The sequence below is a fragment of the Halomonas sp. BC04 genome, assembly GCF_000568385.1.
The window spans coordinates 1-15253 of the sequence record NZ_AZQX01000032.1; the positions used below are offsets into that span (position 1 = coordinate 1).

At 63.2% G+C, this 15253-nt stretch carries 9 protein-coding genes and 4 pseudogenes; 10 read left to right on the forward strand and 3 right to left on the reverse strand.

Annotation, left to right across the window (positions count from 1 at the left end; all coding sequences use genetic code 11):
* From Q427_RS02535 to Q427_RS02560, 6 genes and pseudogenes are all read left to right on the forward strand, one after another.
* A pseudogene (locus tag Q427_RS02535) lies at positions 1-191 on the forward strand (ABC transporter substrate-binding protein); the annotation flags it as partial.
* Positions 192-326: 135 nt separating this feature from the next.
* Positions 327-827, forward strand: a complete 501-nt coding sequence (locus Q427_RS02540; RefSeq protein WP_043510698.1) for a TRAP transporter small permease subunit — start codon at positions 327-329, stop codon at positions 825-827.
* A pseudogene (locus Q427_RS02545) lies at positions 824-2157 on the forward strand (TRAP transporter large permease). The gene Q427_RS02540 and the pseudogene Q427_RS02545 overlap by 4 nt, the downstream one beginning before the upstream one ends.
* Positions 2158-2384: 227 nt before the next feature.
* The gene (locus Q427_RS02550) at positions 2385-3383 is read left to right on the forward strand and encodes an iron ABC transporter substrate-binding protein (protein ID WP_043510700.1); all 999 of its coding nucleotides are present in this window, start codon (positions 2385-2387) and stop codon (positions 3381-3383) included.
* Positions 3384-3439: 56 nt separating this feature from the next.
* Complete coding sequence (locus tag Q427_RS02555) at positions 3440-5050, forward strand: ABC transporter permease (RefSeq protein ID WP_051496066.1); 1611 nt, start codon at positions 3440-3442, stop codon at positions 5048-5050.
* On the forward strand, positions 5047-6120 hold the full coding sequence (locus tag Q427_RS02560; protein ID WP_197030471.1) for an ABC transporter ATP-binding protein: 1074 nt from the start codon (positions 5047-5049) through the stop codon (positions 6118-6120). Before Q427_RS02555 ends, Q427_RS02560 begins: the two co-directional genes overlap by 4 nt.
* 62 nt (positions 6121-6182) lie before the next feature.
* Here the strand turns inward: Q427_RS02560 and polA are convergent.
* Positions 6183-8971: pseudogene (gene polA / locus Q427_RS02565) on the reverse strand (DNA polymerase I).
* A gap of 168 nt (positions 8972-9139) precedes the next feature.
* Between polA and Q427_RS02570 the strand changes: the two are divergent.
* The 3 genes and pseudogenes from Q427_RS02570 to speA all read left to right on the forward strand — a co-directional run bounded on the left by Q427_RS02570 (position 9140) and on the right by speA (position 12430).
* A complete protein-coding gene (locus tag Q427_RS02570; protein ID WP_043510703.1) occupies positions 9140-9436 on the forward strand; it encodes a DUF2782 domain-containing protein in 297 nt (98 codons plus the stop codon).
* Positions 9437-9549: 113 nt separating this feature from the next.
* A complete protein-coding gene (locus tag Q427_RS02575) occupies positions 9550-10512 on the forward strand; it encodes a homoserine kinase (RefSeq protein WP_043510706.1) in 963 nt (320 codons plus the stop codon).
* An 8-nt stretch (positions 10513-10520) separates the two neighbouring features.
* Positions 10521-12430, forward strand: a pseudogene (gene speA / locus Q427_RS02580) (biosynthetic arginine decarboxylase).
* Between the two features lie 123 nt (positions 12431-12553).
* Here speA and Q427_RS02585 read toward each other — a convergent pair.
* The gene (locus tag Q427_RS02585; protein ID WP_051496067.1) at positions 12554-13219 is read right to left on the reverse strand and encodes a fumarylacetoacetate hydrolase family protein; all 666 of its coding nucleotides are present in this window, start codon (positions 13217-13219) and stop codon (positions 12554-12556) included.
* A gap of 105 nt (positions 13220-13324) precedes the next feature.
* Positions 13325-14323: an ectoine hydroxylase gene (thpD, locus tag Q427_RS02590; RefSeq protein WP_043510709.1), complete on the reverse strand. Its 999-nt coding sequence runs from the start codon at positions 14321-14323 to the stop codon at positions 13325-13327.
* 458 nt (positions 14324-14781) lie between these two features.
* Between thpD and Q427_RS02595 the strand changes: the two genes are divergently transcribed.
* Positions 14782-15253, forward strand: a 472-nt coding sequence (locus Q427_RS02595) for a hypothetical protein (protein WP_197030472.1), incomplete at its 3' end; no start/stop codon positions are given.

Below are 15253 nucleotides of genomic sequence, written 5' to 3' on the forward strand. Positions count from 1 at the left end.
ACATCCAGGAAATCACCAACGAAGTGATCCTGCGCGGTGCCTGCGAGAACCCGATGCACGCCAAGGTCTACCACTCCATGATCAGCTACATGGAGCACTATGCGAACTGGCGCGACATCTCTGCACCGTTCAACATGAGTCGCACCGTCGACAATCTGCCTGACCTGGCGGCCATCGAAGAGTGCCTGTAAACCGCCCCTTGCCCGGCTTGCAGCAAGTGTAGCCGGGTTTGACCAACCACTACGGGGAGCCGGGTCGGCTCCCCGTTTGCGGCCCCATACCGCGTCTGTCCCGACGGAACTCCTGATTCGAGAGAGGCTATCACCATGCACTCCATAGCCAAGGTGATCGATACCATCAACGAATGGTTCGGCCGCATTGTGGCGCCGCTAATCGGCGTGATCACCCTAGTGGTGCTCTACGACATAGCGCTGCGCCTGTTCACCGGACGCCCCAGCGACTGGGCCTTCGATATCACCAAGATGCTGTTCGGTGCCCATTTCATGCTGATGGCCGCCTATGGGCTGCGCCATCACGCCCATGTCGAGGTCGACGTGCTCAAGCGCCTGCTCTCCCACAAGAAGCAGGCCTTGCTCGACATACTCGGCTACCTGGTCTTCTTCGTTCCCTTCATCTGGATGCTACTCACCTTCGGCTGGGACTTCTTCATGCGCTCCTACAGCCGCGGTGAAACCACCTACGGCATGGTCTCGATACCGGTCTATCCGGTGAAGGCGGTCATCGTCATCGCCGCCGTGCTGATCCTGCTGCAGGCCATTGCCATCGTCATTCGCGCCATCCAGCAGCTGCGGGAGGAAACGGCATGAGCCTGAGTCCGGAACTGCTCACCCTGGTCATGTTCGGCGGCCTGCTGGTCGGCCTGTTCATGGGCCATCCGCTGGCCTTCGTGCTCGGCGGCATCGCCGTGATCGGCGCCTATCTTGGCCCGGGCCCGCGGGTACTCGGCTCGATCATCAACAATATCTATGGCAACGCATGGACAACTACGTGCTGGTAGCCATCCCGCTGTTCGTGCTGATGGCGCGCTTCCTCAATGATTCGGGCGTCACCGAGAAGATGTTCTATGTCATGCGCCTGTTGCTGGCCAACCTGAAAGGAGGGCTGGCTCTGACCGTGGTCATCGTCTCGGTGCTGCTGGCCGCCACCACCGGCATCGTCGGCGCCTCCATTGCGGTGATGGGGATGATCGCCCTGGTGCCGATGCTCAAGTATGGCTACAACAAGGAGCTGAGCACCGGTGTGATCATGGCCAGCGGCTGCCTGGGAATCCTGATTCCGCCCAGCATCATGCTGATCTTGATGGCCAGCTATTCGCCGGTCTCGGTGGGTGCACTGTTTGCCGGCGCCCTGGTCCCGGGACTGCTGCTGGGAACCATGTACGCCCTCTATGTGCTGATCATCTGCTTCATCAAGCCGGCCTATGGCCCACCGGTGCCGCCGGCCGAGCGCGCCGAGACCAGCACCGGGCAGCTGTTGATCATGCTGGCCAAGTACGTGGTGCCCCCCATGGGGTTGATCCTGGGCGTGCTGGGGGCGCTGTTCACCGGGGTGGCCACCGCCACCGAGGCCTCGGCCATCGGCGTTTTCATTGCCTTCCTGCTGTTCCTGATCTTCGGCGACCGCAAGATTTCGACCTGCTACCGCACCCTGATCGATGCCGGCAAGACCACCACCATGGTGATGCTGGTACTGGTCGGCGCCACCGCCTTCACCGGGGTCTTCTCCCGCGGCGGTGGCATGACGGTGATCAGCGACCTGGTGCTGGCGATGCCCGGCGGTACCACCGGCGCGTTGATCCTGATGCTGTTCCTGGTGTTCCTGCTGGGGATGTTCCTGGACTGGACCGGCATCGTGCTGCTGAGTTTCCCGATCATGCTGCCGATCGTCCAGCAGATGGGCATCGACGTGCTGTGGTTCGTGGTGATGGTGGCGGTGATCCTGCAGACCTCCTTCCTGACGCCACCGTTCGGCTATGCGCTGTTCTACCTCAAGGGTGTGGCGCCACCCGGCATCGAGATCGTCGATCTCTACAAGGCGGTTCTGCCGTTCGTGGCGCTGATCGTGCTGGCCTGCCTGCTGATGGCCTTCTTCCCCTGGCTGATCACGGGGCTGCCGGCAATGCTGGTCGGTTATTGACCCACCGGGTTGACGCCGTTGCGGCGCCGCCACTCACCGAGTGGCGGGCGCCGTTCTTTCTTGGCGGAAAAAATTGACCGAAGTCATAAAAATCTCTTTGCGTATCATTACCATTTGCAACCGTATCCATTTTTGCTATCGTGGCGATAGACCGGGACTGGCCGAGGGACGATACCACCGCAGAGTGGCACACCATTTCCCCGCCTTTCAGCCTCAAGGAACACACCATGCGCAAGACGCTGTTTACCGCTACCGCTGTTGCCACTACCCTGCTTGCCGCCCCGCTGGCCTCCGCCGCCAGTCTGACGCTCTACTCCGGGCGTGGCGAGTCGATGGTCGAGCCGATCATCACCCAGTTCGAGAAGGACACAGGCATCAACGTGCAAGTCCGCTACGGTGATACCGCGCAGTTGGCCGTGTTGCTGCAGGAAGAGGGGGAGCGCTCACCCGCTGACCTCTACTGGGGCCAGGATGCAGGCGCCATGGGCGCCATCAGCCAGGCGGGGCTACTCGCCGAGCTGCCGGCCGACATCTATGAAGGCCTGCCCACCATCTACACCAGCGAGTCGGGCAACTGGGTCGCTGCCAGTGGCCGCGCGCGGGTCGTCGCCTACTCACCGGAGCGGGTCGATGAGGGCGAGCTGCCCGAGAGCGTCTTCGACCTCACCGACGAGCGCTATGAAGGCCGCGTCGGCTGGGCGCCCACCAACGGCTCCTTCCAGTCCTTCCTGACCGCCATGCGCGTCGAGCACGGTGATGAAACAACCCGCGAATGGCTGGAAGGCATGCGCGACAATGGCGCTGTCACCTTCCGCAACAACACCACCCAGGTGCAGGGAATCGCCGACGGCGAGATCGACTTCGGCCTGGTCAATAACTACTACCTGCCACGCTTCAAGGCGACCGATGCCGACTACCCGGTGGAACAGGCCTTCTTCGCCGACGGTGACATCGGCAACCTGGTGAACGTCGCCGGCATCGCCGTGGTGGGCAGCAGCAGCAAGCAGCAAGAGGCTGTTGAATTCATACGCTACCTGCTGTCACCGGCCGCCCAGCAGTACTTCACCGGCAACGTGTACGAGTACCCGGTGACTCGCAACGTCATCCAGAACCCGATTCTCGAGGACTTCGATCGCCTTCTTGAGGTGTCCCCCCAGATCAACCTGGATGATCTCGAGGATCTCGAAGGTACCCTGAACCTACTACGCGATGTCGGCCTGCTTTAACGCCGACCCGAGTGTCGCCTGCTCTGCAGGCGGCACACTTCATTCCGCGAGGCACGATGATACGGACCAACAGCATCTCCGCCCATAGACGACCGGCCTCGCGCCTGCCGCGCCTGTTGCCACGAAATGTGCCACTGCACATTCTGCTGCCGTCGCTGGTAGTCGCAGCCGCCATGCTGGTGCCGCTATTCTATCTCGGCCTGCGCGCCTTCGAGGCCGACAGCGCCACGCTTGCCGACCTGGTCTTCCGCCCCCGCAACTTCCAACTGCTGATCAACACCCTGGCCCTGGCCGCGGGCGTAGTGGTCATGACCACCGTGATGGCCTTTCCGTTGGCCTGGCTGGTCACACGTACCGATATTCGCTTCAAGCGCGCACTGACCATCATGGGCGTCATCCCGCTGGCGGTGCCGGGTTACGTGATGGCCTATGCGCTGATCGGGCTTGGCGGCAACTACGGGGTTCTGGCTCAGCTAACCGGCATTCAACTGCCGCGTATCCAAGGGTACGTCGGCGCAACCCTGGCGCTCTCGCTCTACACCTTTCCCTATCTTTTCCTCAACCTGCGCACGGCCCTCTCCGGGCTGGATGGCAATCTGGAAGAGAGTGCACGCAGCCTGGGCTACTCCCAGGGCGAGATCCTGCGCAAGGTGACGCTGCCACACCTGATGCCATCATTGATGGCCGGCTGGCTGGTTATCACTCTCTACGTGCTGGGTGATTTCGGTGCCGTGGCGCTGATGCGCTACGAAGCTTTCAGCTACGCCATCTATACCCAGTACTCCGGCGCCTTCGATCGCATCTATGCCGCCTGGCTTGCCATCATGCTGCTGGTGGTCGCGGCCAGCTTCGTGATGCTCGACAGCCTGGTACTCAAGCGCAAGCTGGCCCGTGTCGGTACCGGCGTGGCACGCCCCCTTCGCCCGAAACCGCTGGGCAGTGCCCGCTGGCTGGCATGGCCCTACCTGATCGTGCTGTTCAGCATCTCCATCGGCCTGCCGGTGATGATTCTCGCCTACTGGCTGTTACTCGCACCGCCCGACATGAGCTTCTTCGCCCGGGTGCCGGGAACCTTCCTGCGCTCAGCCAGCGCCGCACTGCCGGCCGCACTGCTGGCGGCCGCCTTCGCCCTGCCCCTGGCCTTCCTGACGGTACGCTACCGCTCCCCCTTCTCGACGATGATCGAGCGCTCGGCGTATATTGGCTATGCCATACCACCACTGGCGCTGGGTCTGGCCATGGTGTTCTTCTCACTACGTACGGCACCGTTCCTCTACCAGACGCTGGCACTGCTGATCATTACCTGGGCCATGGCATCCCTGGCACTGGCCCTGGGTCCGATCCGCAACTCACTGCTACAGACCCGGCCCAGCATGGAACAAGCCGCCCACTCGCTGGGCCATGGACCGGTCAGCACCTTTATCCATGTGATCTTCCCGCGACTGCGCCGCGGCATTCTGGCCGGCGTCGTGCTGGTTTTCGTGCTTTGCATGAAGGAGCTGCCGATCACCTTCCTGCTGGCCCCCACCGGCTATACCACCCTGGCGGTCACCGTATTCACCCGCACCTCGGAAGGCATGCTGGCCGAAGCGGCGCCCTTCGCCGCCGCCATCGTGGTGTTCTCGAGCCTATCCGTGGGTCTTCTGCTCACCAAGGAGGGCAAATGATGACGAACCTCAATATCAGCGCCGACCCCCGGGGCAACCCTGTGCGGCTGATCGACCCGCTGCTCTCGGTGGAGGGACTCAGCAAACGCTACCGCGACGGCGATCCGCTGGCGGTGGAAGACGTCAGCTTCACGCTGGGCAATGGCGAAATCCTCGCCCTGCTTGGCCCCAGCGGCTGCGGCAAGACCACCACGCTACGCATGATTGCCGGCTTCGAGACCCCGGATGGCGGGGAGATCCATCTGCATGGCAAGCAGGTGACCCAACTGCCGCCGCAGCAACGTCGTATCGGTATCGTCTTCCAGGACTATGCGCTGTTCCCGCACATGAGCCTGGGTGAGAACGTCGCCTTCGCCATGCGCCATATCGCCAAGGCGAAACGCCCCGCCAAGGCGCGGGAATGGCTCGACCTGGTGGGTTTGGCCGACCTCTCCGCTCGCATGCCCGACGAGCTATCGGGTGGCCAGCAGCAGCGTGTCGCCCTGGCCCGAACGCTGGCCGCCGAGCCGGAGCTGGTCTTGCTGGACGAACCCTTCTCCAACCTCGACGCCGCTCTACGGGAGTCGACTCGCAAGGAAGTGCGCCGCCTGTTCAAGGCCGCCGGCACCTCCGTCATTCTCGTTACCCATGACCAGGCCGAAGCACTCTCCTTCGCCGACCAGGTAGGGGTCATGCACTCGGGTCGACTGCTGCAGGTGGACCGTCCGGAGTGCATCTACCAGACGCCAGCCACCTCCTTCATTGCCGAATTTCTCGGCCATACCAACCTGCTTGAAGGCGAGGCCGATGGCGAGATCGCCCAGACCGCCCTCGGCCCCGTGGCAATCAACCGCCATCATCAGGGACCGGTACGCCTGTCGCTGCGCCCCGAGCACCTGTCACTGTCGGCTGCACCCGACGACCAAGGCGCCACCATCGTCGAGCGCGAGTTCCGCGGCCATGACTGCTACTACCTGCTCGAGCACCACGGCCAGCGATTCTGCGCCATCACCCCCAGCCATACCCTGTGGAAGATCGGCGAGCAGGTGCGGCTCGAGCCCCAGCGAACCGCCACGATATTGCGCGACTAGCCCCAAACCGAAAACGCCACCGCAGCCGCAGTGGCGTTTTTCAATCAATGGGGAAGGAGAGCCTAGTGCGCCTCGTCCCAGTTTGCACCACTCTCCGCCTCGACGATCAGCGGCACGCTGAGTTCGGCGGCGGCCTGCATGCGCCTCTTCACCTGCACGATGAAATCGTTCACCTGGGCCTCGGCCACCTCGAAGACCAGCTCGTCGTGAACCTGCATCACCATCACGGCGTCGAATTCGGCCGCCTTGCCCCCCTGCTCATGCAGCCAGATATCGACCTCGATCATGGCGCGCTTGATGATGTCCGCCGCGGTACCCTGCATGGGGGCGTTGATGGCGGTACGTTCGGCGGCCTGGCGACGTGCATGGTTCTGGGCCCTGATTTCCGGCAGGTAGAGCCGCCGGCCGAAGACCGTTTCCACATAGCCATCCTCCGCCGCCTGGGCGCGGATGCGATCCATGTAGCGTGCCACGCCGGGGTAACGGTCGAAGTAGCGATCGATGTAGGTCTGCGCCTGGTTACGCTCGATATGCAGCTGCCGGGAGAGCCCCCAGGCGCTCATGCCGTAGATCAGGCCAAAGTTGATCGCCTTGGCGCTGCGCCGCTGGTCGCCGGAGACCTTGTCGATGGGCACGCCGAATACCTCTGAGGCAGTGGCGGTATGGATGTCGCGCCCCTCGGCGAAGGCGGTGAGCAGCCCCTTGTCCTCGGAGAGGTGAGCCATGATGCGCAGCTCGATCTGGGAATAGTCGGCAGCGACGATGCCGTAGCCCGGACGGGCGATGAAGGCCTGGCGAATCTTGCGCCCTTCTTCCGTGCGTATCGGAATATTCTGCAAATTGGGGTCGCTGGAAGAGAGCCGCCCGGTGGCGGTAACCGCCTGATGATAGCTGGTGTGCAACCGCCCCGTCGCCTTGTTGACCAGCCGGGGCAGCTTGTCGGTGTAGGTGGACTTGAGCTTGGAGAGCCCCCGATGCTCCATGATCACCTTGGGCAGGGGATAGTCCAGCGCCAGCTCCTCGAGCACGGCCTCCGCGGTGGAGGGCGCTCCCTTGGGGGTCTTCTTGATCACCGGGATCTTCTGCTCTTCAAACAGGATTTCCCCCAGTTGCTTGGGGGAACCGAGATTGAACTCGCGGCCGGCCAGGTCGAAGGCGCGAATCTCCAGCTCACGGATACGCTCGGCGAGTTCCTGGCTCTGGCGGTGGAGCCGCTCGGCATCCAGTGCCACCCCGGTGCGCTCCATGCGCGACAGCACCGGGATCAGCGGCCGCTCCAGGTTGTCGAGCACCTCGGCCAGTCTGCCCTCGGACTCGATCCGCGGGCGTAACACGCCATGCAGCCGCAGCGTCACGTCGGCATCCTCACAGGCGTAGGGTACGGCCTGCTCGAGGTCGATCTGGTTGAAGGTGAGCTGCTTGGCGCCCTTGCCGGCGATCTCCTCGAAACTGACGGTCTTGTGGCCGAGATACTTGAGCGCCAGCGAGTCCATGTCGTGCCGGGTCGCGGTGGAGTTGAGCACATAGGACTCGAGCATGGTATCGGTCAGTGGCCCGCGCACGCTGATGCCGTAGTTGGCCAGTACCGAGATATCGTACTTGAGGTTCTGTCCGATCTTGCCCCGCGCGGGTCCTCCCATAGCGGCCGGAGCAGCGCCAGCACCTGGTCACGATCGAGCTGGTCGGGCACATCGATGTAATCGTGGGCCACGGGAATGTAGGCCGCCTCCCCCGGCTCCAGCGCCAAACCGATGCCGACGATTTCGGCGACCATGTAGTTGAGACTGTTGGTCTCCAGATCGAAGCAGAACGCCTCAGCCGCTTCCAGGCGCGCAAGCCAGTCATCCAGCGCTTCCCGGGTCAGAATCAGGTGGTTCTTGCACACTTCCACGCTGGCCGCCGGGTCGAGGTTGTCGGCAGCATCGTTGTCCGCAACCTCGGCACCACGACGCAAGTCATCGACGCCCTCGTCCTTGCCGGCCAGCAGCTCCGACAGCCAGGCCTTGAACTCAAGCTCGGCGTACCAATGCTTGAGCGCTTCACGATCGGGATGGGCGATATCCAGGTCGTCGAGGCCTACCGGCAGCTCGCAGTCGGTCTTGATGGTTGCCAACTGGTAGGAGAGATAGGCCTGGTCACGGTGCTCCTCGAGCTTCTTCGGCAGCGTCTTGGCGCCACGAAAGTCCAGGGTCTTGACCTTTTCCAGGTCGGCATAAATGTCATCCAGGCCGCCACCCATGCCCTGCAGCAGTCCCAGGGCCGTCTTGCCGCCGACCCCAGGCACACCGGGAATGTTGTCCACCTTGTCGCCCATCAGCGCCAGGTAGTCGATGATCAGCTCCGGCGGCAGGCCGAACTTCTGCTTGACCCCCTCCACGTCGAGGGTCTCGTCCTTCATGGTGTTGACCAGCGTGATGTGCTCATTGACCAGCTGGGCCATGTCCTTGTCACCGGTGGAGATCACCGCGTCGCGGCCCGCCTCCGTCGCCTGGCGAGCCAGGGTGCCGATGACGTCGTCGGCCTCCACCCCCTCGATACAGAGCAGCGGCAACCCCAGCGCACGAACGCAGGCATGCAACGGCTCCACCTGGGAGCGCAGGTCATCGGGCATGGGTGGCCGGTGGGCCTTGTACTGATCGAAGAGCTCGTCGCGGAAGGTCTTGCCCTTGGCATCGAAGACCACCGCCATGGGGCTGTCGGGATAGTCCTTGATCAGTCTCTTGAGCATGTTGAGCACGCCTTTCACGGCGCCGGTAGGCTGCCCCTTGGACGTTGTCAGGGGCGGCAGGGCGTGGAAGGCTCGGTAGAGATAGGAGGAACCGTCGACGAGAACGATGGGCGTGTCGGCCATGTATCGGCATCCGTTGAGTCTGTGCAAGAAAACGTGATCCTGGTCAGCCATGATACGCATTGCGCAACTGTTTTGCCGCCGACATTGGGTTCGTGCTGTCCAACGTCATACACTGCACATATCCCGCGCGGTGATAGCGATTGTCGCAAGCCGGCTTCGGAGGTCAAGATGAACGCAAAGCATCATACCCTGGCTGTCGCACTACTCTCCCTGGGACTGAGCCTGGGCCTTGCCGCACCGGCCCTGGCGCAATCCTCCGCCGATGTGGAACCCGACATCACCATCCGTCAGGAAGAGGATCGCACCATTCGTGAGTACCGGGTGAATGGCCAGCTCTACGCTATCGAGATCCGCCCAGCCCGGGGCCCCAGTTACTACCTGGTGGACCATGACGGCGACGGTAATTTCGAACGTCAGGAAGGCGATCGGATTGCCGTGCCCCAGTGGGTGCTGATCAGCTGGTAGCGCCGCCCGGCAAGGGCTTTGACGATGCCGGAATGTCGAACCATCCTCCTCGGACGTGCATCGAAGTGCCAAGTCGCTACAATAGGCGGCTTGGCAACCCGGGCGAGAGAGACATGGCCGTATTCACACCGCTAAGCGACGCGCAGGTCGCGGAATTCCTCAGCCGTTTCGACGTCGGCTCGCTGGCGACACTGGAGGGCGTGGCCGGCGGCACCGAGAACTCCACCTTCTTCGTCACCACCGATCGTCGTGAGCTGGTTCTGACCCTCTTCGAGCAGGGTGAGCACGAGGAGCTGCCATTCTTCGTCGAGCTGCTCGACTATCTGGACGAGCACCGCCTGCCGGTGCCGGGCCCCGTTCACGATCGCGAGGGTGTCGCCCTGCACAGCCTGTCGGGGAAGCCATCGCTGCTCTTCCCGAAGCTGCCGGGCCGCCACCCCATGTCACCCAGCCTGGAACAGTGTCGGGTCCTCGGAGACACTCTGGGCCGCATGCACGTGGTATCGCAGCACTTTCCGGGCCACCGCCCCAACCCTCGCGACCTGAATTGGCTGATGGCCATGCATCACCGGGTACTGGTCTACCTTTCTCCCGAGGACCAGGCCCTGATGAAGGACGAGGTGGAAATCTACCAGGGGGTCCTCGGCGGTGCGCCTCCGCTGCCCCAGGGGGCACTGCACGGCGACCTGTTTCGCGACAACACCCTGTTCGAGGGTGATCGCCTCGGCGGCATCATCGACTTCTACAATGGCTGCACCGGGGACCTGCTCTTCGACCTGGCCATCGTCATCAACGACTGGGCCACCGGAGACGACGGGCGACTCGACGCCGAACGCCACGACGTGATCCTGCGCGCGTACCAGAACCGCCGACCGCTCACCGACCCCGAGCGTGAGGTCTGGCCAACGATGCTACGCATGACCGCCCTGCGCTACTGGCTTTCACGACTGCTGGTGGTCTATGTGGATCCGCCGGCCCATGACCTGACGCCCCACGATCCGGAGCAGTTTCATACCATTCTCACGGCACGCCTTGAACACGGCGCCCTGCCCCTACCCGAAGCGAGCAACGCATGAGTCTATCGATGGGAGCAGCCTCCGGCCCCGCCCAGCGCGCCCGCCGAACCTGGAACATCGACCAGTGGGGCAGCGGCTATTTCGACGTGGATGATGCCGGGCACGCCTTGGTAAGGCCGCTAGGCAGCGAAGCCGACGGTCCGGCGCTGCCGCTGGCACCGCTGGTGGATGAGCTGCGCCAGGCCGGCCTGCGCCTGCCGGTGCTGGTGCGCTTCAGCGATATCCTCCATGACCGGGTCGAGCAGCTCTGTGACGCCTTCGACCTGGCCATGACCGAGGAGGAGTACAGCGGCGGCTATACCGCGGTCTATCCCATCAAGGTCAACCAGCAGCGCCGGGTGGTCGAGGAGATCCTCGCCACCCGGGAGCGCGGCCACGGGCGAGTCGGCCTCGAGGCCGGCAGCAAGCCGGAACTGCTGGCGGTGCTGGCCCTCTCCGGTGACGGTCCCTCCCTGATCGTCTGCAATGGCTACAAGGACCAGGAATACATCCGCCTGGCACTGATGGGGGAAAAGCTGGGCCACCGGGTCTATCTGGTGGTGGAGAAATTCTCCGAGCTACCCTTGATCATGGAAGAGGCCGAGCGGCTCGGGGTGACCCCGCGCATCGGCCTGCGGGCACGCCTGGCCTCGGTGGGCATGGGCAAGTGGCAGGATACCGGTGGCGAGAAATCCAAGTTCGGCCTCACCTCCGGCCAGATGCTGGCCGTGGTGGAGAGCCTGCGCGAGACCGACTCCCTCGGCTGCCTGCAGCTGGTGCATTTCCACCTGGCTCGCAGATCGCCAATATCCGCGACATCCAGTTCGGCCTGCGGGAGTGCGCGCGCTTCTACCAGAGCCTGTTGGCTCTCGGTGTCCCCATCGATACGGTCGACGTGGGTGGGGGGCTCGGCATCGACTACGAAGGCACCCGCTCGCGCAGCTTCTGCTCGATCAACTACTCCATGCGTGAATACGCCCGTAACGTGGTCAGCGCCTTCGCCCAGGCCTGCAGCGAGGCGGAGATACCCCAGCCCCACCTGATCAGCGAGTCCGGCCGGGCGCTCACCGCGCACCACGCCGTGCTGATCACCAATGTGATCGGCGAGGAACGGGTCAATGACCAGGCTCCCGAGCGCCAGGCCGAGGATGACCCCCAGCTCGAGGAGCTGTGGCGGGTCCACGACCTGCTCTTTGACCACATGGAGCCGCGCGGGCTGGTGGAGGCATGGCACGACCTGCTGCAGGCCATGAGCGAACTGCATGACCGCTTCATCATGGGGCTTGCCGACATCACCGTGCGCGCCGAAGGCGAAGGGGTCTATTTCGCCGCCTGCGCCCGCCTGCGCTCACGCCTGGACAGCCGCAACCGGGCCCACCGGGAGATCATCGATGAGCTGGCCGAGAAGCTGGCCGACAAGCTGTTCGTCAACTTCTCGCTGTTCCAGTCGGTGCCTGACGTCTGGGGTATCGACCAGATCTTCCCGGTCTTGCCGCTGACCGGACTCGACCGCGAGCCGACCCGTCGCGGTGTGATCCAGGACATCACCTGCGACAGCGATGGCCGCATCGACGGCTACGTGGATGGCCAGGGCGTGGAGACCACTCTGCCGTTGCCGGAGTGGCGCGAGGGCGAGGAACGGCTGCTGGGCTTCTTCCTGGTCGGCGCCTACCAGGAGATACTCGGCGACTTGCACAACCTCTTCGGTGATACCGACTCGGTGGATGCCGCCCTGGGCGATGATGGGAGCTGGGTGCTGTCCCATGCCCAGCAGGGCGACCGGGTGGCCGACGTCCTCGCCTACGTCAACTTCGATGCCGAGGTGCTGCGTGAGCGACTGGCCGGCCAGCTGGCCGAGAGCGGCCTGCCGCAAGAGGAGCAGGCGCAGTTCCTGGACGACCTCTCCGCCGGCCTGCAGGGCTATACCTATCTGGAATAGCCCCCGTGGACTCACACTTTGAAGTAGCCCTGTGAAATAAAATGACCTGCCTGTAACGACAGAGCCCCCGCAAGCTTGATTGCGGGGGCTCTGTCGTTCAACGCTGGTGACCAACGCCTGGTGTCACTCCACGACTCGTACAGCGGCCTGCAGCCCACCGGTCAGGGTCATCTCAAGAAGGGCACCGCGAGGCAGCTCACCCACTCCTTCCGGGGTCCCGGTGAGAATCACGTCCCCCGGTTGCAGGGTAAAGTGCCGGCTCATCTCCGCCACCAGGGTCGGCACCGGAAATAGCATGTCCGAACCTTCGCCGTGCTGGCGAAGCTCCCCATTGATCTTCAGCTCGAAGGCGAGCGCATTCCAGTTCGGCACGCGGCTGAGCGGCAGGAAGTCGCTCAGCGGGCAGCCACCGTCGAAACATTTGGCCACTTCCCAGGGGTGGCCCTTCTCCTTGAGGCGCGTCTGCACGTCGCGCAGCGTCAAGTCCAGACCAAGGCCGATACCAACGATGGCGCGCTCTGCCTCGTCCGACGTGGCATGGGACAGCTCCTCACCGATAAGCAGTGCCAGCTCGATTTCGTAGTGCACTTCGCCGCGGGAAAAGGGAGGGTCGAGCGGCTCGTCCAGGCTGACCACACTGGTGGCCGGCTTGATGAACAACAGCGGCTCGCTGGGCACCGGATTATCCAGCTCCCGGGCATGGTCGGCATAGTTGCGACCGATACACACGACCTTTCCGAGCGGATGGGGAAACTCCTGACCATCGGTAAAACGTGGGACAAAGCGCATGGCGGGTGTTCTCCTTCTCATTTTCGTGCCGCTCTTCATTAACAGGCTAGACAGTCTACCCCACCAGGCGCCCTGTTCCACAACCTCCCGGTGCGAGGCAAAGTGTCACCGTTGTGGCGACCACGCCTCGTCCGGCGCATGGGCCAGGAAGCTGGGTCGCCTGCGCCGGGCAGCGAAGGGCTCGACACACGCATTATCACGTCGATTGTAGACGAAGAAGATATTGCTGCGTGGGTCCGGCGACATATTGGCGTTGGAACCGTGCAGCGTATTGCAGTCGAACAGCAACAAACCACCAGCGGCACCGGTCGGTGCCTCGATACCGTGGCGCTCGACAAGCTGCCTGAGCGCATCGCGCCCCGGCACACCGAACTCCTGGCGCTTCAGTGACTGCTTGTGGTGGTCATCCGGCGTCTCGCCCAGGCACGGCACGTAGACCTTGTGCGAACCGGGAATCAGCATCAGCGGCCCATTGAAGGCATGGTTGTCGGTCAGCACGATAGAGGCGCTAACCGCATGCATGGCCGGCATGCCATCCTCGGCGTGCCAGGTCTCGAAGTCGGAGTGCCAGCTGAAGCCCTTGCCCTCGAAGCCGGGCTTGTAGTTGATTCGCGACTGGTGAACATAGGCGTCGCCGCCAAGAATCTGTCGGGCCCGCCCCATCAGCCGCTCATCATGGGCCAACCGCCGGAAACTCTCGGAGAGAAAGTGAACGGCGAACAACGAACGAATCTCGCGACTGTCGGGCTCGGTGATGCTGAACTCGCGGCCGCGGAAATCGTCGCGTCCCATCAGCTCATTCAGCTCCCGGCGCAGCCTATCGAGCTCCTCCCCCCGGATGAAGCCGGGTTCGAACAGAAACCCCTTGCGGTCGAATTCGTCGAGCTGCGCCTGACTCAACGGACCATCCTCGGCATGCCCCTTGACCACTTCCTCCTGACGCTGGAGCCAGGGCACCTCGAGCGGTTTGCTCAGGCGAGTGGGGTAGGGGTCCTGCATCCGGTTGGCAAAACCGCCTGGCTGGCTGAGAGAGGTTGATGCGTCAGCAACGGCGTAGTCGGTTGCCTGTTTCAGCTTGCGGTTGGACGATGTTTGCACTGGCATCCCAATCACCTCCTGTGTATCCGTGACCAGTTGTTCAGATTGAACTCGCTCCAACGGCACTATCGCCGTGGCGGGAGGCCCCAAGGGGGCCTTGCATGGAAGAATGTGGTGGTAACAAACGAGGTTTCAAGCCCAATATGGCGAATGCGTTACTCGCCTCGCACCCATACAGGCAAGCGCCGGGATCTGGGGAATCACTCTCTCCAATCGTGAATGAGACGCGCTGCGCTATCGCGCGTCAGGATTACCCTGAAAATCGATCTGCTATGTGTGCTGCAGTACCGATGGTTCCCGTTTTCTTGGTCATGCTGAACCAATAGATGTGGTAGCTGTTCTCTCCATTCCTGCTTGCCCTGGCCACCCCCTAGCCACTCACAACACCATGACGACAGCGCTTACCTTGGCAGGCTTTAGAAACGGCTATCAAGGCCCCTGGGCTCTCGTTGAGGAGCATGAACATGAAACATCGAATGCGTATTTTCAGGAAGCCCGCGGTGTTGGTTGCATCGCTGTCGCTGATGAGTCCAGGTCTTGCCCAGGCGGACCTGATTTCTCCCGCTAACACCAAGATTATGCAACTCGCGCAGGTCACTGAATCTGCCGATGATACCGAGGCAGAGGCCCTGGCCGAGCAGCAGCGCATCGTTGAAGCCGAGGCGGAGGCACTGGCCGAGCAGCAGGCCACCGAGGAAGCCGAAGCRGAGGCACTGGCCGAGGAGCAGGCCATCGTTGAAGCCGAGGCAGAGGTACTGGCCGAGCAGGAAGCCATCGATGAAGCCGAGGCAGAGGCACTGGCCGAGGARCAGCAGGCCGAGGAAGACGCTCAAGCCCTCGCAGAGGCTGAGGCGGAAGCCCTGGCCGCGCTCGCCGCCCTGGAAACCCAGGAAGCCACCGTGACATCCGAGGAAGTCGTGACATCGGACACCACAC